Origin of the sequence: Hymenobacter sp. IS2118 (genome assembly GCF_000715495.1) — a bacterium.
GTDB lineage: Bacteria > Bacteroidota > Bacteroidia > Cytophagales > Hymenobacteraceae > Hymenobacter.
On record NZ_JNLX01000138.1, the window covers coordinates 1 to 19,893 of the forward strand.

Genomic DNA, 19,893 nt, shown 5'->3' on the forward strand with positions numbered 1-19,893 from the left:
CTGATGTTACGCAGTATTTTTCCGTTCTAACTACCGTTTTCGATGGCCTGCACCCTGGATTTGTACACGGATTATCTCATCAGCTCGACGGGCCAAACTTCGGCTACGGGCCTCTCACGCCTGTTCGATGGGCAGCTTAGTCACGACCAGGTGACGCGCTGGCTCAGCAGCGTACACTTGGATTCACGCCAGGTCTGGGGCCATGCCAAACCGCTGATTCGGCAAACCGAGCGGACGTTGGAAGCAGCCGATTTTGCTGTTCTTATCGTCGATGATTCTATTTTGGAGAAGGCCCACACCGATGCCAATGCCCTGCTCTGTACCCATTACGACCATAGCCTGGGGCGGTACGTGAAGGGGCTCAATTTCGTGAGCCTGCTCTATGTGGCCGGTTCGCTCGCCGTGCCGATTGCCGTGGAGCTGGTGGAGAAAACGCAGGCCGTAACCGACCCTAAAACCCAGAAAGTGAGTCAGAAAAGCCCGCTGACGAAAAACGAGATGCTCCGCGCCATGTTGCGCGTGGCCCAAGAGCAAGTGGCCTACGGCTACCTGCTGGCCGACAGCTGGTATGCCTCGGCTGAGAACATGAACCAGGTGCGCGCGTTGGGCCACGACTTTATTTTTGCCCTGCCCACCTCGCGCACCGTGGCCCTGAGCGAAGTGGGGCGCGGCAATGGGGAATTCCAGGCCCTTGATACGCTGGCTTTCCCGGATGGGCAGCCCTTGCGCGTCTGGCTACGGAGCGTCGTGGAGGCGGTGCTCGTGGTCCGGCAAGTCTTTACAAATAAGGACGGTTCGCAGGGCGTGTTATATCTGGTGAGCAGCGATACGAATTTGACCGGGGAACAAGTGACGGTAATCTACCAGAAAAGGTGGAAAATCGAGGAGTACCACAAATCGCTCAAGCAAAACACGTCGATGGGCAAGTCGCCTACGAAAACCATCGATACGCAGGCCAATCATTTCTTTTCTTCCATCCTGGCCTACATCAAGTTAGAGAAGATAACCCGACAATTAGGCATTGGTCATTTTCGCCTCAAAGCCCAACTTTATTTGCGCGGACTCAAAGCCATGCACTACGCGTTAACCAAAATGGCTGCGTAACATCAGTTAGTAATTAAGAATTAGTAATGAGCAATTGATGACTTTATAAATAGCTTCAATGCTTTAAAAATTGTTAATTATTCATTCCTAATTACTAATTAACTAATGAAAGCCCCCGCCCTCCGTCGTGCCCGCTTCCCCGATGTGCGCAAACAGCGGGCATACCGCCGGCTGATTGTGGGGCTGAAGCGGCTGCGGCTGCCCGGCGGCCAAGCCTCGCTCTACGACGTGCTCGACCGGATTTTGCACGAGCTGCGCCTCGACAGTCTGGAGAAGCGGGCCGCTTACATGGCCTTCAACCTCACGGTGGCGCTTTTTCCGACCATTATTTTCCTGTTCACGCTCATTCCGTACATTCCCGTGCCGAATCTGAACGTGGATATCCTGCTGTTTCTGAGTGACTTTATGCCGCGGGAGCTGTACGCGGCTACGGCCTCTACTATTGAAGACATCGTGAACATTCCGCACGGCGGGCTGCTCTCCTTTGGTTTCGGTACGGCCCTGGTGCTCAGCTCCAACGGCATCATGGCGCTGCTCGATGCCTTCGAGAAAAAATACCCCTGGTTCAAGCACCGCGGCTATTTCCGCAAGCGAATGATTGCCACAGCTTTAACCTTCGTACTGGCCCTGATTCTGGTGCTGGCTATTGTGGGCATTTTCTTCGGCACCTACCTCATCGATTGGCTGGTCTTCTATGAAATCGTACCCGAGCGTCTGACCGATTTGGTGCTCACACTCATTCGCTACGGCTCGTTGGTAGGCCTGTTTTTGAGCACCACCTGCGTGATTTACTACTTCGTGCCGCCCGTGCAGGACAAGTGGCCCCTGATTTCAGTAGGGGCCATTGTGGCCACGCTGCTCATCTTTCTTGTCTCGTTTCTCTTCACGCTCTACGTTCGGATTTTCAACTCCTACAACACGTTTTACGGGTCCATCGGCGCGCTGGTCGGCTTCATGGTATGGCTCGAATTTGTGTGTATGACCCTGATTATCGGCTTTGAAGTGAACGTGAGCATGGATGCCGTGACCGGCCGCCGCCGGAAGATGCTACTGGAGCAGCTGGCCGAAAAGGCCCGGCAGGAGGGAACCCCAACCGCCCGGTAGTATCGTACAAGCCCCTTATTGCAGGGCTTTCGTTCTGAGTGCTTTAGAAGAAATTTTACAAATATTCTTCATTATTCCTTCCGCATTCCCTATTCCTTCCTAATTTTGCACTCCCCAATCACTCGGGGAACCTGTTAGAGAGGTGGCAGAGTGGTCGAATGCGACGGTTTCGAAAACCGTTATACCGGCAACGGTATCGGGGGTTCGAATCCCCCCTTCTCTACGCTTGTTTAGTTAAGAATTGAGAGTTGTAGCAATACAACTCTTAATTTATTTAGAGAGCTGGCAGAGTGGTCGATTGCGGCGGTCTTGAAAACCGCTGACTGTAACAGGTCCGGGGGTTCGAATCCCTCGCTCTCTACATAAAACCCCGTTTCCAATATGGAAACGGGGTTTTTGATTTGCCGGGGGAGCCAGATGGGATTTCATTCCTGAGTAGTTTGGGTAGCTACTTTCAATATTCAGGGCTTGCGCACTCAAGCGCTGGCGCATGTCTGCGACGCGTTGCTCCCTGGTTTTGCATCTCCGACGCGCGGGACCAACGAGACCAACGAGAATAGCCGGTGCGAACGGTGGCGTTTGGAAACGCCAAGCCAGGAAGTCACGCGTCAGAGACGCGCACCAGCGCCTTTACGTAAGTCCTGACCCTGTACTATTGGGTTTTTGCTCGTTCAGGGCCCGAATAATAATCAAGCAGGGGGGGACAAGATTGGGCCAGGCATAGCCCCGCGCGCAGCCCACTCCTTGATAAAAGTCATGCGAAAGCCTGACATCGCGCATGCCACTTGTCGCCCGCTCCCCGGTTCTTTGCTGCTACTGTTGTGCCTGCCTCAAACTCCGCCTTATGACGCCTTCGCTGCTGATTCTCACCGATTTCTTCCGGGCTGCCAACAAGGCGCTCGACTATGCCACCAACCTGGCCGGTCCTCTTGGGGCCCGGCTTGTGCTGCTGCACGTGCGCCGCGATTCCATCCTCGACCCGGAGGTGTTCACCGGCAAGCTATCCAACCTGAGTAATGAAGCCACGGCGCTGGCCCTGAGCCAAGTAGCCGAGGACCTGGTCGTGCCGGTGGTGGTTGAAATCGGGCATGGCCGCGTGGCATTTGCCGTGGCCGATGCCGTGAGCCGGCATCACCCGCTGCTGGTGGTGCTGGGCCGGCCCGACTATTCCGCCACGCCCGACGAACTGGTGCGCACCACCGCCCTCGACATCTTGCGTACGGCGCCCTATCCCATGCTCGTTGTGCCGCATACGCTCACCAGCACGGGGCTGCCCCGGCGCGTGCTGCTGGCCGTCGACGGGGAGGATTTTACCATCGGTCCGCACGCCGGGGCCATGCGCCGGCTGTCGCGCACGCTGGGCGCGGAGCTGACGGTGCTGCACGTGACGCCGGATGCCGCCGCCGATGTTGCGGAGGACGAAATACTGGCGTCGGTGCGGCGCACAGGGCTGGGCATCGACTTGGAGACTGCGATGCGCTTCCGGCGTGTGGTGGCAGCCAGTCCGGCCGAAGGAATTCTGCACGCTGCCCAGGCCGACGAGGTGGACTTAGTGGTGTTGCTGGCGCGGCCCCGCAGCTTCTGGGGGCAGCTGTTTCACCACAGTGCGACGGCTGAAGTACTGCTGCACAGCCCGGTGCCTGTGTTGGTACTGCCTACCCTGGCCTGAAACCAACCACTGTAGCCATATCTGATACGTTCTAGTCCGCCGCCCGTCACCCCCCGGTTTTACATTAACTGAACACTCTTCGCGTAGTCAAGTCCGAACGCAAGCTCCGGGCAATATTTTTAACAAAAAAATATGGATTATTGACTATTGAAAATGCCTGTGGCCGACGTAGCCACGTTCAGGCCGGCCGATGGGCAGCAGGAAACCAACGCGATGCTGCTGCTTGAGCCAGTCGTTTTAGCAGCGGCCTGAACTTACCTTCTTTCGGCCCGCCGCTGCTTAAGGCCGTCGGCCGTGAAGACCAGTGTGCGGCTGAGGTTGCTTTCGCAGGTCGCGGTTTCGTAGGTGATGGCCGCCGTGCGGGCATTCACGAATTTGGCGGCCTGGCATATTTTCCGGCTGGGGTAATGCGCAGTTAGGGTGTGGCGCACGCTGGCCGGCAGGGCGCTCAGGGCCAGGGGCGTGCCCGTGGCTTCCACGTCGCCATTACTGGTAAACCGAACGAATTGCTGGCCGGGTCCCTGATTAAAACTGACCTGATATAGTCCCTGCGTCTTTTTCCACTGTATTTGGGTGGCGTGCGGATAATGCTGCTGCAGGGCCACGAAGGCCAGCGGCGGTACCTGGTCGGGGCTGATGAGCTGGGCGTGGACGGCTCCGGCCGTTAGCAAGAAGGCCGCGCAGCATAAGAATAAGGTTTTCATAGCAGGCACGGTCGATTTAGCACAATGGTAAAGGTGGTGCGGCCCGGCGCGGTTCCCCATGATGTTTATCAGGCGGACGGGTGAGATGCGTCATGCCTCGCACCTTGGGTAAAAAGGACCTTTGTCGGTGGCCGGCCGGCTCGGGAGTAACCGCCGGGCCACTTCTTTTTTCTTTGTTTCCTCGCATGAACCAGCGCTTTAAAGTTGTCAGCCTCACCCACCGGCACGCGCCGCTGGCCATCCGCGAGCTGCTGGCCCTGGACGCACCCGCCTGCCGCGCCCTGCTGCTCGTCATCAGCCGGGAGCTGGGGCTGGCCGATGTGCTGGTACTGAGCACCTGCAACCGTACGGAAGTGTATTATAGCGACAGTCGGGACCAGAGCGCTGCCATTGTCGGGGAGCTGGCCCGGCTGAAAAACCTGCCCGACAGCGCTTCGGTAAGTGGCTGGTTCACCAGCATCACCAGTGCCCCGGCCGCGGTGCGGCACCTGTTCGAGGTGGCCCTGGGCCTGGATGCGCAGGTAATTGGCGACCAGCAAATCGGCCATCAGGTGAAGCAGGCCTACCAATGGTCGGCGGAGGCTGATGCGGCCGGGCCGTTTCTGCACCGGCTGCTCCACACGGTGTTTTTTACCCACAAGCGGGTGCGCCAGGAAACGGGTTTCTGCGACGGCGCGGCATCGGTTTCCTACGCCGCTGTGCAGCTGGTGGAGGACCTGACGGCACACCTAGCCAGCCCGCGGGTGCTGCTGGTGGGCGCGGGCACCTTCGGGGCGGATGTGGCCCGGCATTTCGGGGCCAGCGACCGGTTTGCGCACGTCACCATCTGCAACCGGACGCGGGATACCGCCGAGGCGGTGGCCGCTGAGTGCGGGCTGCAGGTGCTGGACTTTGCCGATTTGGCCCAGGGCATTCACACGGCCGATGTCGTTATCTGCTCCGTAGCAGCGGCTGCGCCCATCATCACCCTGCCGCTGCTCGAAAACCAGGCCGTGCTCAGCCATAAGTTTCTGGTGGACCTGTCGATGCCCCGCAGCATTGCGGCCGAGGTGGAAACTGTGCCCGGCGTGCTGCTTTATTCCCTCGATGCCATTCAGAGCAATGCCTCGGCAGCCCTGGAGCGGCGGCTGGCGGCCGTGCCGCAGGTGCGGGCCATCGTTGCCGAAAGCATGGCCGGGTTGCAGGACTGGAGCGAGGAGATGGAGGTTTCGCCCACCATTCAAAAGTTGAAAAATGCCCTGGAGCAGCTGCGGCAGGAAGAAATGAAGCGCTTCGCCAAGCGGATGAGTCCTGCCGAAGCCGGCTTGCTGGATGAAATCACGAAGTCGCTGATGCAAAAGGTGCTCAAGCAGCCCGTGCTACAGCTCAAAGCCGCCTGCAAGCGCGGTGAGCCCGGCCAGCTGGTGGAGCTGCTCAGCGAGGTATTCGACCTGGAGCGCCAACCGGCCCTGACCTGACCCAGCCAGTGGCAGTGGGCTGCGTGCCGCTCAACTGCTTAACCTTATCAAAAACACCCGGCCGATGCTTCAGCCGGGTGTTTTTGGGTAGCCAGCCCCGGTACCTCAGGCGGAGCAGGGCTCGCGGAGGTCGATGAAAATGAGGCGCCAACGCCCTCCAACCCCGGCCGATTTGGCAAAGTGAAACCGGAAGCCCGTGCGGGTTTGCAGCACCGTGCGCATGGTGCGGCCCTGCGCGGCCTTGCCCTGGGCCGCCGTGCCGCCCTTCACGGTCGCGCCGGGCCAAAAGTCCAGGCTCCGAAACGTGATGGCGGGGCCGGATAAGCAGCCCGATTGGGCAAAGCCCGCGTTCTGCCGGGTTTGCAGGTCGCAGTCGGGTTCGGGCAGCTGCGGCACCGTGCGTAGCTGCGGGCAGGTCATGAGCTGTTTATCCAGCGAAAACAGGGGCAGGTTCTGGGTGGCGCGGCGGAAAACGGCCACTTCGGCCACCCGCGTCACCAGCGGCATGGCGCCGGGCTGTTCCAGAATCCAGAGGCCAAACTCCGGGTCGATGAGTTGGTTGAGCACCCCGGCATCGTGGCCGCGCAGGGCGCCTTCGAGCAGCAGCCAGGCCCCGGCCACCGACGTGTCGGCGGGCATCACCGCTTTTTCGGTGCGCGCGGCGGCGGAGTCGGGCTTGGGAACGGTGGCCGGCAAGGCCTGCACCGAGGCCTGAGCGGGCACCTCGTCGGGCATGCCGTTGGGGTTTTTGGCATCGCAGGCGGCGAGCAGCAAGGCCAGCGCGGCGCAGGGAAGGAGGGCAGAAATGCGCATGGAATCGGGAGGTAAGGGGTTGGAATGGCCTGGGCAACCTTTGCGGCTGGCAGCTGGGCGTGAGGTCTTTAAGGCTATCGTGGCGCTGCTGCCTACACCCACGGAATGGTGTGGTAAACCGAACGGGCGCTGGGCGGTGCCAATGTTTCCGGGTGCTGGGCGCAACGCGCGCAGCAGGCTTCCTGCGCCTTGTGGTACCCGGCGGCGCGCAGCACCAGCACCGGAATCTGGGTGTGGTAGGCCTGCGTTTTGGCATAGCAGGTGGCAAAGTGTTGCGCCAGCTGCCCGGCACTGGTGGGCGCAATAACCAGCAAATCGGCGTGTTCCCGGTCGCAAAAATCGTCCAGGCCTTCCAGCCGGGCCTCGTCCTCCACCAGGTGTTCGGTAACCGGTGCGGGCCAGGCCAGCTGCGCGGCGGCGGCGTGCAGGGCTTGTTTCAGGGGCCGCCGCTGGGGCCGGTCGTGGGGCGCGTAAAATTGCACCAGCTCCAGCGGTACCGGAAAAGCATCCGCCAGGGCCGAAAGCCGGTGCATCAGGCTGTTGTCCAATACCCCAAAATCGGCGGAGAATACCACGCGCCGGGGCAGGGAGCGCCGGCCCGGCGGCACCACCAGCACCGGGCAGGTTAGCAATTCGGCCAGTGCTGCGGCATGGTCGGCGGGTGTTGCCTGCTGGCAGCAGTCAATGGGTTCCAGGCCCATTACCACCAAATCGGCCGCGCACCGGATGGCCTCGGCCTGCATGTGGTCGGGCAGTACGCCCGCCAGCACCCGGTAGCTGTAGTGAATTCGCCGGCCGTTCTGGCGGGTGAGCTGCTGGTAGCGCAGACGCTCGACTAAGCTGCGCAGTCGCTGCTCCTCGGTGGCCAACACGTTGGCTGCTCCGGCGGACGCGGCGGGAATGCAGTGCAGCAGCACCACTTCGGCCGGCCAGCGCACGGCCAGCTTGTTGGCGTAGGCCAGCGCGTGTTCGGCGGCCGGCGTATGGTCGATGGGAACAAGAATGGTTTTCATAAGCAGAAACGGTGGTTGTTAGGCAAAAAAGTGGGGGCTTGAGCGGTAAGCTGCAAGCTTTTATTTTGATTGTCAATTGGTTGCTAGCGACTAAATGTGCGTTTGTCTTTGCGCAACTATTCGATGGAAGGAGGCGGTTAATGGCAATCGTACACCGGGGCTGGCTGGGCGGCGCTGGCGGTAGTCGTGGCCGGCGGGGGCAGCTGCGGGCTGAGGTAGGGAATGCCCAGCCCCAGGCCCCGCACGATGAATACCACCGCCAGCACCGAGGCCGCGTAGGGCACCGCCCGGCGCATGCGCGTGCGCCAGAGCAGCGGCACCAACCGTCCGCTCAGCGAGAGCCCGAACATGAGTGGCAGCGTGCCCAGCCCAAAGCAGGCCATGTACAATGCCGCGCCCGCTACGCCCGGCGCACTCAGCGCCCCGGCCAGTGCGAGGTACACCAGGCCGCAGGGCAGCAGGCCGTTGAGCACGCCCGTGGCGTACAGGGCAGGCAGCGTGGGCCGCTGAAACAGGCGGCCCAGGGTGTTTTTCACCCAGGCCAGCGGCCGGTTCAGCCCCAGCGCCCCGGCCAGGCGGCCGGTGTAGCGCTCCGGCACGGCCACCAGCAGCAAAATCAGCCCGCCCGAAGCAATGGACAGGCCCTGCTGCACGCCGGCCAGGCGCAGGCCCTGGCCGGCCAGCCCCGCCCCGGCTCCCAGCGTGGCATAAGTCGTGGCCCGGCCCAGGTTGTAGAGCAGGCGGCCACCGGCGTAGCGCAGCGGCGACGTCGTTTTATCCACGCCGCCGGGCAGCGCCAGGGCAATGGCCCCGCACATGCCCACGCAGTGGAAGCTGCCCAGCAACCCAAACAGGAATCCAGCGAGAATCAATGGGGGAATGGAGGAATGGAGGAATGGGTGAGTGGGTGAATGGGGCGCTTGGGTGATGACCTGCTTTCATTCACCCATTCGCTCATTCACTCATTCACTCAGCGTGAGGTCTTGTTGAAAAAAATAGGCTTGCCCGCCCGCCGTGAAATCGAGCTGGACCCGCCAGAAGCCGGGCGCCATTTTGCTGGTGTTGATGAGTTGCCGCAGGTCGGCGGTGGGTTGCAGGGGCAAGGCAAAATCCAGGGCCTGATTGGAGGGGCGGAAGAAGCGAACCTGCCCCTGCGCGGCCTGGCCCGCCAGCGCGGCGGGCAGCTGCAGGGTGAGGCGGCGGCTGGCGGCATCGTGGCGCACCTGCACGGGCGTGGGCAGGGCGGTGGTGCGGGCCACGGCGTCCATGCGCTGCTGGTGGGCCAGCTCCTGTTGGTAGTAGTCGGCGCTCACCAAGTTCACATCGGACTGCATGGCCTGGTACACCATGAAGCCGATGTAGAGGGCAAAAAGGACAAATACCGCAACGATGGCATAAGGCCAGGCGCTGGATTTGGGAGGGGAGATGGCCGGGTTAGTCATGGGTTGTTGTGATTCTGGAACGGTCGTGCTGAGCGCAGATGAAACACACCTGCTTGGTTTAGCCAGCGGCGCATCACTGCGAGGGCCCGAGAAACTTGGTGCTGGTTTCCGAAATCAGCTCGCCGTTGCTGAACAGGCCGATGCGGATTTTCTGGTTGGTGCGGTGCAGGGCGGTGCGGGGCAGCTCGGCAAAAAAGACGCCCTCGGTGCTGCCCTGCGCGGGCAGCTTCAGGCCGGTGGCGCCGACGAGCGAAATCTGGCCTTCTGCGGGTTCGATGATGCGCAGGGTAATGGGGTAGCGGCGGTTAGTTTTGTTGATAACCGAGATGTTGTAGAGGTTGGTGATGGTGTTGCGGTCGGTTTTCTGGAAGAGCTGGCCGGGCGTGCGCAGCACGGTAGCTTCCACGTTGGAGCGCGAGACGAGCAGGCCCGTGAGCACGGCCAGCAGCAGCACCAGCCCGCCCGAAAGCGCCTTCACGCGGCCCGTGAACCGGAACTTGGTGCCGTTGGCAATACCGTTTTCCGAGGCGTGGCGAATCAGCCCTTGCGGCAGGTTCACGAGGTCCATAATGGAGTTGCAGGCATCGATGCAGGCCGTGCAGTTGGTGCATTCCATCTGGGTGGCGCCATCGCGGATGTCGATGCCGGTGGGGCACACCTGCACGCACTGGTGGCAGTCGATGCAGTCGCCGGCGGTGCGCGCCTGGTTTTTGTGGAGCTTTTCGCGCGGCTCGCCCCGCTGGTAGTCGTAGGCCACCACGAGGCTGTCCTGGTCGAGCAAAACCCCTTGCAGGCGGCCGTAGGGGCACACAATGGTGCACACCTGCTCCCGAAACCGCGCAAATACGGCGTAGAACACACCCGTGAAGCCGACCATGGCCGCCAGCCCGCCCAGGTGGGCCGTGAGCGGGTCGGTCACGATGGCCACCAGCGCATCCGAGCCGATGATGTAGGCCAGAAACGTGTTGGCAATCAGAAACGAGAGGGCCAGAAATAGGACGTGCTTGGTGGTTTTACGCCAGGTTTTGTTCCAGTCCCACTCGGCGCGGTCCAGGGCCTTTTGCTGCGCCGAGTCGCCTTCCAGCCAGTACTCGATGCGCCGGAATACCATCTCCAGAAAGATGGTTTGGGGGCACACCCAGCCGCAAAACACGCGCCCGTACACCACCGTGAAGAGGATGATGAAGACCAGAAACGTGAGCGTGGCCAGCAGCAGAATGAAGAAGTCCTGGGGCCAGAAAATCTGACCGAGGATGATGAACTTCCGGGCCGGCAGGTTCCACATCAGCAGCGGCAGGCCGTTGAGCCGCAGCCAGGGCCCGGCAAACAGCACCGCCAGCAGGCCGTAGCTCAGCCACTTGCGGGCGCGGTAGAGCCGGCCGGCGGGCTTTTTGGGGTAGAGCCACACCCGCTTGCCCGCCGCATCCACCGTGGAGATGTGGTCGCGGTACGTGTCGTCGGGCTTGAATTGGGGGGAGGCCATGAGCTGATTAGTGGATAAAAAAGCACGTCATGCTGAGCGAAGGGGAGCGCAGTCGAAGCATGACGTGCTTATAAAATGGCAAACCGCTCATTACCGCCCGGCTACCGGCTAGCCAACGGCTTACCCGCCGCTTCCTTTTCGCCCTGCGGCGGCTTGGCATTGGCCGGCTTGGAGCCTTGTAAACTCAGGGCGTAGGAGGTTACCTGCAAAATCTGCTTGCCCGAGAGCTTGCCTTTCCAGGCCACCATGCCCTTGCTGGGGATGCCGTATTTGATGGTTTTGTAGACGTGGTTCACCTCGCCGCCGTGCAGCCAGAATTCGTCGGTCAGGTTGGGGCCGACTTTGCCCTCGGCGTTGGCCCCGTGGCAGGGGGCGCAGTTGGTGAGGTAGATGCTTTTGCCGCTGCTCAGGTCGGTGGCGGTGGTGAGGGCCGCGTAGGTGGTGAGCTTGGTGGGGTCGTCGGCGCCGGCCGAGACGAGCAGGGCCGCCTGGCGCATCTCGGTGTCGTACTCGGCTATCTGCAGCTGGCCATTCGTGGTGAAGTGGTAGTAGCCCACGTACCCGAAGGCAAAGGCGATGGTGAAGCCAAACCCGTATTTCCACCACGGTGGCAGGTCGTTGTCGAACTCGTGGATGCCGTCGTAGTCGTGGTCCAGCACCTCGTCCCGGTACTCGCCGCGCACCAGCCTGGCATCGCCCACCAGCAGGCCCAGCACCTTGCCGCTCCAGGTATCGTGCACCGTGGGCAGGTCGTAGAGCTGGCGCAGCTGGGGCTTCATCTGGAAGATGACGGTGAGGCCCACCAACAGCAGCACCAGCAGCAATAGCCCCAGCACGCCCAGCAGCAGCCAGAACAGCAGCTCCTGCTCGCTCATGGTGGCGGGCTTGGCGGGCGCGACGGCCGCCGGGGTTTGGGCACTTGCCAAGCCGCTCAGCAGCAGGCCGGCGGCGGTCAGCCACCCCAGCCGCATGGTTCTGATGGGCGTTAGCATGACGGTTCGGGCTTAGCGGGGGTGAGCGGCTCGTCTTCCAGCAGCGGCAGCATGCTCATGGCGGTGATGTGCTGGCGGTTGACGACCACCACGTACCCCAGCAGGCCCACGAAAAAGACGAAGAAGATGACGAAGGAAATGAGCGGGTAAATGGCAATGCCCGTGATGGACTGCAGAACTTCTCTGTACATGGTGCTTGGGATTTTGGAGGATTGGGAGGCGTTAGGCCGTCATGCAGAGCGTAGCGAAGCATCTCGCGTGCAGCAGTAACTCAATCGTTGGCTGCACTGACCTTCGGTTCAACGACGCGTGCGAGATGCTTCGCTGCGCTCTGCATGACGTTCCTGCGTGGCTACTGCGCCGCTTCGGCCGAGGCCGCCACCTGCTCGGGCTTCACCTTGATGTCGGTGCCCAGGCGCTGGAGGTAGGCAATCAGGGCCACGATTTCCCGGTCGGATTTCACGTCGATGTCCTCCTTTTTCAGCTCGGCCACAATGCCCTGGGCTTGCTTTTGGGCGTCGGCCACGGCTTGCTGGTCGTAGCCGGCGGGGTAGGGCGTGCCCAGCTGCTGGAGCACCCGGATTTTGGCGGGCAGGTCGGAGTAGTCAATCTCATTGTCGAGCAGCCAGGGGTAGGGCGGCATAATGGAGCCGGGCGACATGCTGGTGGGGTCCATCATGTGGTTGTAGTGCCAGGAGTGCGGATACTTGCCGCCCACGCGGTGCAGGTCGGGGCCGGTGCGCTTGCTGCCCCACAGAAAGGGCCGGTCGTACACGAACTCGCCCGCTTTGCTATACTCGCCGTAGCGCTCGGTTTCGGAGCGGAAGGGGCGCACCATCTGGGTGTGGCAGTTCGAGCAGCCTTCCTTGATGTAGAGGTCGCGGCCCTGTAGTTCCAGCGAGGTGTAGGGCTTCACCGCGGCAATGGTGGGCACGTTGCTTTCCACCAGAAACATGGGTACCATCTCGATAACGCCTCCGATGAGGATGGCCACCGTAGCGCCCACGGCCAGCTGAAACGGGCGGCGCTCCAGCCAGCGGTGCCAGTGGCCGCCGGTGGCGTGCGGGTCCTCGGCGGCGGGCAGCAGCGCGGGCGCTTCGGCCTTTTCGTTCACCAGCAGCGTGCCGCCCTTGGCCGTCTTGTACAGGTTGAACATCATCAGAAACACGCCGCTCAGGTAGAGCACCCCGCCGATGCCGCGCAGGTAGTACATAGGCACCAGCTGCAGCACAGTTTCGAGGAAGTTGGGGTATTGCAGCATGCCCTCGGCATTGAACTGCTTCCACATCAGGCCCTGCGTAAAGCCTGCCCAGTACATCGGAATGGCGTAGAAGAGGATGCCCAGCGTGCCCAGCCAGAAGTGCGTATTGGCCAGCTTGGTGGAGTGCAGCGGCGTTTTGTAGAGCCGCGGCCACAGCCAGTAAAGCATGCCAAACGTCAGGAAGCCGTTCCAGCCCAGGGCGCCCACGTGCACGTGCGCCACAATCCAGTCGGTGAAGTGAGCCAGGGCGTTCACGTTCTTCAGCGAAAGCATCGGGCCCTCAAACGTGGCCATGCCGTAGGCCGTGATGGCCACCACGAAGAACTTGAGCACGGGCTCGGTGCGCACCCGGTCCCAGGCGCCGCGCAGGGTCAGCAGGCCGTTTATCATGCCGCCCCAGCTCGGCGCAATCAGCATAATGCTGAAGGCCACGCCCAGGCTCTGGGCCCAGTCGGGCAGCGAGGTGTAGAGCAAATGGTGCGGCCCGGCCCAGATGTAGATAAAAATCAGCGACCAGAAGTGAATGATGCTCAGGCGGTAGGAATACACCGGCCGTTCGGCCGCCTTGGGCAGGAAGTAGTACATCAGGCCCAGGTAGGGCGTGGTGAGGAAGAAGGCCACCGCGTTGTGGCCGTACCACCACTGCACCAGCGCGTCCTGCACGCCGGCGTAGGCCGAGTAGCTTTTCATGAAGCTCACCGGCAGGGCGGCCGAGTTGACGAGGTGCAGCACGGCCACCGTGAGAAACGTGGCGATGTAGAACCAGATGCCCACGTACAGGTGCCGCTCGCGCCGCTTGGCAATGGTGCCAAACATGTTCCAGCCAAACACCACCCAAATCACCGTGATGGCAATGTCGATGGGCCACTCCAGCTCCGCGTATTCCTTGCTGGTGGTGAGGCCCAGGGGCAGCGAAATCACGGCCGAAACGATGATAAGCTGCCAGCCCCAGAAGTGAATCTTGCTGAGCACGTCGGAGAACATCCGGGTCTTGCACAGGCGCTGCAGCGAGTAGTACACCCCCGTGAAAATGCCGTTGCCGACGAAGGCAAAAATAACGGCGTTGGTGTGCAGCGGCCGGATGCGGCCGAAGGTGGTGTAGGCGTTGCCCATGTTCACCTCGGGCCTGGCCAGCTCGAAAGCCGCCAGCACGCCCACCAGCATCCCGATAATGCCCCAAACCACCGTGGCAATGCCAAAGTCGCGGACAATCCGGTTGTCGTAGAAGAAGGTTTCGATGCTGCGCGTGGGTGGCGGCACCACCAACAGCGGCAGCGAGGCCCTGATGGGTGATTCTAATTCAGCTTGCATGGGCCTGAGTAGCGTATTTTTTACTGCTTCAAAGGTCCCCCAGGGGCATTTTCGAATAGCTGACAAACGTCAGGTGAAGAGCTGATTGATGTCAGGCGGACGGGGGCTAACATCAAAAAAGGTGATTTTTGATGTTAGACGAATGCTTGTTTAATTTAGATAGGACTTACGCATTCAGTAGCTGGCGCGCGTCTCCGACGCGTTGCCCACTGGTTCCGCGTCTCTGACGCGCGGAGCTAACGAGACCAGCCGGGGCGAACGGCGGCGTTTGGAAACGCCAAGCCAGCAAGCCACGCGTCAGCGACGCGCGCCAGCTACTGAATGCGGAAGTCCTGTTAGAGATATCCGCAGTGCTATCCGTGCATAGCAATTTCAACGAGTTCTGTAACCCGCTGCCACGTTATTCCTGTCTGCTGCTCCTGCGTTAAAACGTGTCCTTCCTCAATTATCTCGACCACGGGGATGATGCCGATTTCCTGCGTGTGCAGCATCGTTTGAATATTGAGTGTTTCCGGATAGCCCGGTAGGGTGGTCTGGAGCCAGCCAAAATAAGCTGGGTCGTTCATGCGCTCCGGCTCATTCCATATTTCATTGGTGCGGCGGAAATTCGTCTCGCTCACACTCGCCCAAACGTTCCAGCAAAATCCTTCATCCGTATCGATAACCGGAATTTTAATGCGGCCCCTGATGAAAAAATGGGCGTCGTCTACCACGCACAGGCTTTCTGTGAGTTCTATTCTCTCTTTCCTTTCTTCCAGCGGCACACTGAAGTAATAATCGGGAAATTCTGCCCCGAAACACATGGGGAAATCAGCGTGAAATTCTCCGCAACGGGAGCAAGTGAAACCTTTCATAGGAGCAGTTTGGAAACCCGATTTAAGTAGCAGTGAGGCTCCAAAGATACTTTTAGCAGCTAAGGTTGCTTCTCCTGTGTAGTCTCGTCCTCAAACAGCATCCGCACGGCGGGCGTGTAGGTGTCCTCGTACTGGCCCGAGCGCACGGCCCACAGGAAACCGCCCAGAAACGTGAGAGCCACCAGCAGGCTAATGGCGATAAGCAGGAAAATGATGGTCATGGGGCGAGTGCAGGTTATAGCTGGCGGCGGCGGGCGGCGTAGCGCACCAGCAGGGTGGCAAAAACCATCACGCTGAGCGAGCTGATGGGCATGAGAATGGCCGAGGCAATGGGCGTGAGCAGGCCCCGCACCGCCAGGCTGAGGCCGATGCCGTTGTAGCAAAAGGAGAGCCCAAACGTAGCCAGCACGATGAATCGGCAGTCGCGGGCGAAGCGCAGGATGGTGGCCAGCCGGCCGAAGCTGCCGGCTTCCAGAATGGCGTCGCAGGCGGGCGAGAAGTTGGTGAGCGTTTCGGTGAGGGCAATGCCGACGTCGGCCCGCTGCAGGGCGCCGGCGTCGTTCAGGCCGTCGCCCACCATCACCACGCGGCGGCCCTGCTGTTGGAGCGCTTCCACATAAGCCAGCTTGTCGAGCGGCGACTGCTGGAACCGCAGCTCGGCCCCGGCCCCGAAAAGCTGGCGCAACCGGGTTGCATCGGCGGCGTTGTCGCCGGTGAGCAGCGCCAGCTGGTAGTGCTGGCCCAGCTCCCGCAGCAGCGCCGGCAGGTTTTCGCGGTACGGGCTGCGGATGTCGTAGCAGCCGCCCGGCTGCTCATTCAGGGCCACATACACGCGGCTTTGCTGCTCCGGTGGGGCCGTTTCCGAGGCGTTGGCCCCAACAAAAGCGGCCGAGCCCACGCGAACCCGCGTGCCGGCCACCACGCCGCCAATGCCCTGGCCGGGGATTTCGGCGTACGCTTCGACCGTAAAACCAGTAGGCCCCAAGTGCGCGGCCAGCCGCTGACTAAGCGGGTGCGTGGATTGACTGACGAGGGCCGCCACGCGCTGCGCATCGTCGGGGGAAAGGGCCGGGCCGGAGAAGCTGACGGGGGAGAGGTGGGTGTCGGTGAGCGTGCCGGTTTTATCAAAAACCAGCGTGTCGGCCCGGCTCAGGGTTTCGATGACCGCGGCGTTTTTCAGGTAAAGCTGGCGGCGGCCCAGCACCCGCAGCGCCGCGCCCATGGCGAAGGGCGTAGCCAGCGAGAGCGCGCAGGGGCAGGCAATAATGAGCACCGAGGTGAAGGCGCGCAAGGCCATTTGCGGGTCCTGGGGGTACCAGTATAGCACCGAACCCACGGCCAGCGTGAGCGTGAGGGCCACGAAGTAGCGGCCGACGTGGTTGGCGTAGGTTTCCAGGGTGGGCCGGGCTTCCTTCTCGAAGGCGGGGTTGTTCCAGAGCTGGGTGAGGTAGCCCTGCGACACTTCGCGCACCACTTCCAGCTCCACGGCCTCGCCCACCTGCCGCCCGCCGGCATACACCACTTCGCCCACGGCCTTGGCCACCGGCACGCTCTCGCCCGATACGAAGCTGTAGTCAATCAGCCCGGTACCGCGCAGCAGCACGGCATCGGCCGGAATGATTTCCTGATGGCGCACCCGGATGCGCTGCCCGGCCAGCAGCTCTTTCACCGACACCGACTGCTCGCCGGCTTTGGTGAGCAGCGTCACGGCCACGGGAAAGTAGGAGGTGAAGTCGCGGTCGAAGCGCAGGGCGTCGTAGCTGTGCTGCTGCACCCATTTGCCGATGAGCATGAAGAACACCAGGCCCGTGAACGAGTCGAAATAGCCCGGCCCGCGCTGCGTGAGCACCTCAAATACGCTGGTCGCAAACAGGGCCGTGAGCCCCAGGCTGATGGGAAAATCGAGGTTGATGTAGCGCTGCCGCAGCCCCTGCCAGGCCGACTGGTAGAAGCTCCGCGCACTCACCACCAGTACCGGCAGGGCCAGCAGCAAACTCAGCCAGCCAAAAAACCGCCCGAAGGCATCGTGCAGGCCTTCGGTGAAGGAGAAGTAGTCGGGAAAGGCCAGCAGCATCACGTTGCCGAAGCCGAAGGCGGCCACGCCCAGCTGGTAATACAGCGTGCGGCTGGCGGCGTGGGGCTGGGCGCCCAGCTCGGCCAGCGTAATCTGCGGCTCATAGTTGATGGCGGCCAGCAGCGCCACCACGTCTTTGAGGCTGGTGCTGGCCGGCTCATAGCTCACCGTCAGTTCCTTGCGCAGGAAATTCACCCGCGACTCCCGGATGCCGGCGTTCAGCTTGAACAGGTTTTCGAGCAGCCAGATGCAGGAGGCGCAGTGCATCTGCGGGATGCTGAGCGTGAGCCGGGCCAGCGTGGGCGACCGAAACGCCAGCAGCTGGCTTTGCACCGATTCCAGGTCGAGGTAGTCGAAGCGGCCGGGTAGCTCCACGGTTTTCACGCGCTGGCCGGCCTGTGCGTCGAGGCGGTAGTAGCCGCACAGGTTGCTGGCCGCCAGCAGCTCGTACACGGCCTTGCAGCCGGCGCAGCAGAAATGCAGCTCGGTCTGGCTGGTCAGCTCAATGGCCTCGTCGGGGCAGTCGTCGCCGCAGTGGGTGCAGGCAATGCGGGTCAGGGTTTCGGGGGCGGCGGTGAGGGGCACGGGCGGGCAGGCTATTGGCAGCCCCAAAGCTCCGGCCTGCGGTGCCCCGGAAAGCTGATGAATGTCAGCATGGGAGCTGATTCATTTCAGCGGCGCGTTGTTCCAATTATGAGACCTTTGCCACCTTGTCGTGTGCAGACAACCGACCGCCTCGTTTTTATCACCATGCTCAACTCCCGCCCCGACATTGCCACCGAAGCCGACGTGCGGCTGCTCGTGGATACGTTCTATGCCAAAGTCAACCACGACGCCCTGCTCGACCCGGTGTTCAACGGTTTTGCCCACGTCGACTGGCCCCGGCACTTGCCCCGGATGTACGATTTCTGGAGCGGCCTGCTGCTGGGTACCGCCCGCTACCAGGGCCGGCCCTTCCCGAAGCACATCCCGCTGCCCATCGATGCTACCCACTTTCAGCGCTGGGTGGCCTTGTTCCAGGCTACGGTCGACGAGCTGTTTGCCGGGCCGACGGCGGCGGAAGCCAAGCTTCGGGGCCAGGCCATTGCCCAGGTATTTGAAGCGCGGCTGCGGGAGCGCGGCTCCCTTAGCATTCTCTAGTCGCCGTAGTTGATGCCAGTAGAGCGGCCCTTCTCCGATATTTCGGAGAAGGGCCGCTCTTACAGATGGTAGCTGCCGTTACCGGTATATCAGAATCCGGGCCGCTTCCAGGCAGTGCAGCGCGTGGGGCGCCCCGCTGGGAATAATGACATAGTCGCCGGCTGTTACTTCGGTGGGCACGTCTTCCTGGGTGATGATGAGCCGGCCCGCCAGCACCGTCACAAACACGTCGACGGCGGCGTGGTGGGTGGGCATGGTTTCGCCGGCCACAAAGGTTTTGTAGATAATCTTCTGGCCGCTTTTGTCGAGAAGCACGAGGGCTTTTTGTTCGCCGGCGGGGGCGTGGCTGCCTGCCAGCAGGCTGCCGGATTTCAGGGGTGGGTAAGTCAAGGTCATGGCAAACAGATTTGGGATCGCAGCGAAAGTGAACCGGCGTTAGCAGCCCGCGCCTGCGCTCCCTCCGCGTTGTTCGCCAAGTCGGATTGTGGTTCCTGGTTCCTGCGTTCACAGGCGGGTGCGTGGCGGTTGCTCAGCGCAAAACTACCGTCCTCTTTCCGGCCCCCACCTGATAAATTTCACCCCCCGGCCTGAGCTTCATCAGTTGCGGCAGAGGCACTCAGCAGCCCGCGAAACGCGTCCGCCGCGTCCGCCGTGCTGCTTTATCGGGGCTGTAGGGTTGGGCATTTGCGAAACGCATTCCTAACGCGGTTTCGTAAACTTTAATTGGTAGACGAGTTTCTTAAACTCGCTAAACGCAACAGAGAAATGTTCCGAGTGCTCACGGAACGAGATGGTTGTTTAGTTTAGTGGTTTATGATAAATAGGGTACATTCAGAGTAATTACTCCTGCTTCTTGTCGAGCCCCCTTTCATGAAGACGCTCTTTAACACTCTATTCTTCTTTCTATTAGCCTATCATCAGGTTTATGGTCAGACGACTAATATTTTGGGGTCCGCAAATTCTAAAAAAGCAATTGCCATACGTACCCACACCCTTGGTGGCGTGACGCGTATTCAGGTGACTTATGCGAAAAGAAACTTTTGGGGCAGCTACGTGGCGAATGAAAGACAAAGTTTTTTAGACATTAAGACAGTGCATCAGGGGGACACTCTGATTGTCTATCCGACTCTAAATAGCGTCTCTGAAATCGACCATTCTTCCTGTTCCGACAAGCGCCCGCTCTTCATATTATCGGACTCTTTAGGCTCAGAGCGAAAAATTAACTGGCTTGTATGTGAGTTATCCCTGAAGGCGAAGCTGGTCCAGCAACGCCAGGTGGGGGCCAATGTCTTCTGGGATTATGAACTCAGCTCTCCTTTGGTGGCCTCCCATATCCCCTTCATGCGGAGATTGACGCTTGATAAAGAGTGCAACGTGTTGGAGGTGAGCATCTACTCGGATGAGGACAATAAGGACCACGATTACCACCATAACCTATAAGTAAGGTGGGAGAGCGGGCAACTAGCCGTGTT

The 19,893-nt window shown here is 61.2% G+C and carries 19 protein-coding genes and 2 tRNA genes; 8 read left to right on the forward strand and 13 right to left on the reverse strand.

What is annotated here, in order from left to right:
- Positions 1 to 42 precede the first annotated feature (42 nt).
- The 5 genes from GM79_RS13070 to GM79_RS13090 all read left to right on the forward strand — a co-directional run bounded on the left by GM79_RS13070 (position 43) and on the right by GM79_RS13090 (position 3,877).
- A complete protein-coding gene (locus GM79_RS13070) occupies positions 43 to 1,104 on the forward strand; it encodes a transposase (protein WP_035562095.1) in 1,062 nt (353 codons plus the stop codon).
- 105 nt (positions 1,105 to 1,209) lie between these two features.
- Entirely contained in the window at positions 1,210 to 2,208 is a 999-nt protein-coding gene (locus GM79_RS13075) for a YihY/virulence factor BrkB family protein (protein ID WP_051718862.1), read from the forward strand.
- A 136-nt stretch (positions 2,209 to 2,344) separates the two neighbouring features.
- A tRNA-Ser gene (locus tag GM79_RS13080) sits at positions 2,345 to 2,431 on the forward strand.
- 53 nt (positions 2,432 to 2,484) lie between these two features.
- Positions 2,485 to 2,569 (forward strand) — tRNA-Ser (locus GM79_RS13085).
- 483 nt (positions 2,570 to 3,052) lie between these two features.
- On the forward strand, positions 3,053 to 3,877 hold the full coding sequence (locus GM79_RS13090) for a universal stress protein (protein ID WP_035564576.1): 825 nt from the start codon (positions 3,053 to 3,055) through the stop codon (positions 3,875 to 3,877).
- A gap of 254 nt (positions 3,878 to 4,131) precedes the next feature.
- Here the strand turns inward: GM79_RS13090 and GM79_RS13095 are convergent, their stop codons facing one another.
- Positions 4,132 to 4,581 carry a hypothetical protein gene (locus GM79_RS13095; protein ID WP_035564578.1) on the reverse strand — a complete coding sequence of 150 codons (450 nt, stop codon included), beginning with the start codon at positions 4,579 to 4,581 and terminating at the stop codon, positions 4,132 to 4,134.
- A 185-nt stretch (positions 4,582 to 4,766) separates the two neighbouring features.
- On the opposite strand from GM79_RS13095, the gene hemA reads away from it, so the two are divergent.
- Positions 4,767 to 6,038, forward strand: a complete 1,272-nt coding sequence (gene hemA, locus GM79_RS13100) for a glutamyl-tRNA reductase (protein WP_035564580.1) — start codon at positions 4,767 to 4,769, stop codon at positions 6,036 to 6,038.
- A 105-nt stretch (positions 6,039 to 6,143) separates the two neighbouring features.
- Here hemA and GM79_RS13105 read toward each other — a convergent pair whose 3' ends face one another.
- From GM79_RS13105 to GM79_RS13155, 11 genes are all read right to left on the reverse strand, one after another.
- Positions 6,144 to 6,851 carry a hypothetical protein gene (locus GM79_RS13105; protein WP_035564582.1) on the reverse strand — a complete coding sequence of 236 codons (708 nt, stop codon included), beginning with the start codon at positions 6,849 to 6,851 and terminating at the stop codon, positions 6,144 to 6,146.
- A 92-nt stretch (positions 6,852 to 6,943) separates the two neighbouring features.
- On the reverse strand, positions 6,944 to 7,864 hold the full coding sequence (locus GM79_RS13110) for a universal stress protein (RefSeq protein ID WP_035564584.1): 921 nt from the start codon (positions 7,862 to 7,864) through the stop codon (positions 6,944 to 6,946).
- Between the two features lie 137 nt (positions 7,865 to 8,001).
- Positions 8,002 to 8,736, reverse strand: a complete 735-nt coding sequence (locus GM79_RS13115) for a sulfite exporter TauE/SafE family protein (protein ID WP_035564586.1) — start codon at positions 8,734 to 8,736, stop codon at positions 8,002 to 8,004.
- Between the two features lie 90 nt (positions 8,737 to 8,826).
- Positions 8,827 to 9,306: a FixH family protein gene (locus GM79_RS13120; RefSeq protein WP_035564588.1), complete on the reverse strand. Its 480-nt coding sequence runs from the start codon at positions 9,304 to 9,306 to the stop codon at positions 8,827 to 8,829.
- Between the two features lie 73 nt (positions 9,307 to 9,379).
- On the reverse strand, positions 9,380 to 10,789 hold the full coding sequence (gene ccoG, locus GM79_RS13125) for a cytochrome c oxidase accessory protein CcoG (protein WP_035564590.1): 1,410 nt from the start codon (positions 10,787 to 10,789) through the stop codon (positions 9,380 to 9,382).
- A gap of 101 nt (positions 10,790 to 10,890) precedes the next feature.
- Complete coding sequence (locus tag GM79_RS13130; protein WP_081867747.1) at positions 10,891 to 11,781, reverse strand: cbb3-type cytochrome c oxidase N-terminal domain-containing protein; 891 nt, start codon at positions 11,779 to 11,781, stop codon at positions 10,891 to 10,893.
- On the reverse strand, positions 11,775 to 11,972 hold the full coding sequence (locus GM79_RS13135; RefSeq protein ID WP_035564591.1) for a hypothetical protein: 198 nt from the start codon (positions 11,970 to 11,972) through the stop codon (positions 11,775 to 11,777). The genes GM79_RS13130 and GM79_RS13135 overlap by 7 nt, the downstream gene beginning before the upstream one ends.
- A gap of 161 nt (positions 11,973 to 12,133) precedes the next feature.
- Entirely contained in the window at positions 12,134 to 14,353 is a 2,220-nt protein-coding gene (ccoN, locus tag GM79_RS13140; RefSeq protein WP_081867748.1) for a cytochrome-c oxidase, cbb3-type subunit I, read from the reverse strand.
- A 353-nt stretch (positions 14,354 to 14,706) separates the two neighbouring features.
- Positions 14,707 to 15,207 carry a DUF2199 domain-containing protein gene (locus GM79_RS13145; RefSeq protein ID WP_051718864.1) on the reverse strand — a complete coding sequence of 167 codons (501 nt, stop codon included), beginning with the start codon at positions 15,205 to 15,207 and terminating at the stop codon, positions 14,707 to 14,709.
- A gap of 59 nt (positions 15,208 to 15,266) precedes the next feature.
- Positions 15,267 to 15,428: a cbb3-type cytochrome oxidase assembly protein CcoS gene (gene ccoS / locus GM79_RS13150; protein ID WP_035564593.1), complete on the reverse strand. Its 162-nt coding sequence runs from the start codon at positions 15,426 to 15,428 to the stop codon at positions 15,267 to 15,269.
- Positions 15,429 to 15,442: 14 nt separating this feature from the next.
- Positions 15,443 to 17,866, reverse strand: coding sequence for a heavy metal translocating P-type ATPase (locus GM79_RS13155; RefSeq protein WP_051718871.1), 2,424 nt, complete (start codon positions 17,864 to 17,866; stop codon positions 15,443 to 15,445).
- A 132-nt stretch (positions 17,867 to 17,998) separates the two neighbouring features.
- Between GM79_RS13155 and GM79_RS13160 the strand changes: the two genes are divergently transcribed.
- On the forward strand, positions 17,999 to 18,421 hold the full coding sequence (locus GM79_RS13160; RefSeq protein WP_316930114.1) for a group III truncated hemoglobin: 423 nt from the start codon (positions 17,999 to 18,001) through the stop codon (positions 18,419 to 18,421).
- A gap of 78 nt (positions 18,422 to 18,499) precedes the next feature.
- On the opposite strand, the gene GM79_RS13165 is transcribed toward GM79_RS13160, so the two are convergent.
- Positions 18,500 to 18,817: a cupin domain-containing protein gene (locus tag GM79_RS13165; protein WP_035564595.1), complete on the reverse strand. Its 318-nt coding sequence runs from the start codon at positions 18,815 to 18,817 to the stop codon at positions 18,500 to 18,502.
- A gap of 474 nt (positions 18,818 to 19,291) precedes the next feature.
- Here GM79_RS13165 and GM79_RS13170 point away from each other — a divergent pair, with 474 nt between their 5' ends.
- The gene (locus GM79_RS13170) at positions 19,292 to 19,861 is read left to right on the forward strand and encodes a hypothetical protein (RefSeq protein ID WP_035564597.1); all 570 of its coding nucleotides are present in this window, start codon (positions 19,292 to 19,294) and stop codon (positions 19,859 to 19,861) included.
- Positions 19,862 to 19,893: the final 32 nt, after the last annotated feature.

Bases quoted from the DNA above. Each gene is read 5' to 3' on its own strand.
- GM79_RS13095 (WP_035564578.1), bottom strand. From the start codon at position 4,581: ATGAAAACCTTATTCTTATGCTGCGCGGCCTTCTTGCTAACGGCCGGA.
- GM79_RS13165 (WP_035564595.1), bottom strand. From the start codon at position 18,817: ATGACCTTGACTTACCCACCCCTGAAATCCGGCAGCCTGCTGGCAGGC.
- ccoG (WP_035564590.1), bottom strand. From the start codon at position 10,789: ATGGCCTCCCCCCAATTCAAGCCCGACGACACGTACCGCGACCACATC.
- hemA (WP_035564580.1), top strand. From the start codon at position 4,767: ATGAACCAGCGCTTTAAAGTTGTCAGCCTCACCCACCGGCACGCGCCG.
- ccoN (WP_081867748.1), bottom strand. From the start codon at position 14,353: ATGCAAGCTGAATTAGAATCACCCATCAGGGCCTCGCTGCCGCTGTTG.
- GM79_RS13120 (WP_035564588.1), bottom strand. From the start codon at position 9,306: ATGACTAACCCGGCCATCTCCCCTCCCAAATCCAGCGCCTGGCCTTAT.
- GM79_RS13110 (WP_035564584.1), bottom strand. From the start codon at position 7,864: ATGAAAACCATTCTTGTTCCCATCGACCATACGCCGGCCGCCGAACAC.
- GM79_RS13070 (WP_035562095.1), top strand. From the start codon at position 43: ATGGCCTGCACCCTGGATTTGTACACGGATTATCTCATCAGCTCGACG.
- GM79_RS13130 (WP_081867747.1), bottom strand. From the start codon at position 11,781: ATGCTAACGCCCATCAGAACCATGCGGCTGGGGTGGCTGACCGCCGCC.
- GM79_RS13145 (WP_051718864.1), bottom strand. From the start codon at position 15,207: ATGAAAGGTTTCACTTGCTCCCGTTGCGGAGAATTTCACGCTGATTTC.
- GM79_RS13105 (WP_035564582.1), bottom strand. From the start codon at position 6,851: ATGCGCATTTCTGCCCTCCTTCCCTGCGCCGCGCTGGCCTTGCTGCTC.
- GM79_RS13075 (WP_051718862.1), top strand. From the start codon at position 1,210: ATGAAAGCCCCCGCCCTCCGTCGTGCCCGCTTCCCCGATGTGCGCAAA.
- GM79_RS13135 (WP_035564591.1), bottom strand. From the start codon at position 11,972: ATGTACAGAGAAGTTCTGCAGTCCATCACGGGCATTGCCATTTACCCG.
- GM79_RS13090 (WP_035564576.1), top strand. From the start codon at position 3,053: ATGACGCCTTCGCTGCTGATTCTCACCGATTTCTTCCGGGCTGCCAAC.
- GM79_RS13170 (WP_035564597.1), top strand. From the start codon at position 19,292: ATGAAGACGCTCTTTAACACTCTATTCTTCTTTCTATTAGCCTATCAT.
- ccoS (WP_035564593.1), bottom strand. From the start codon at position 15,428: ATGACCATCATTTTCCTGCTTATCGCCATTAGCCTGCTGGTGGCTCTC.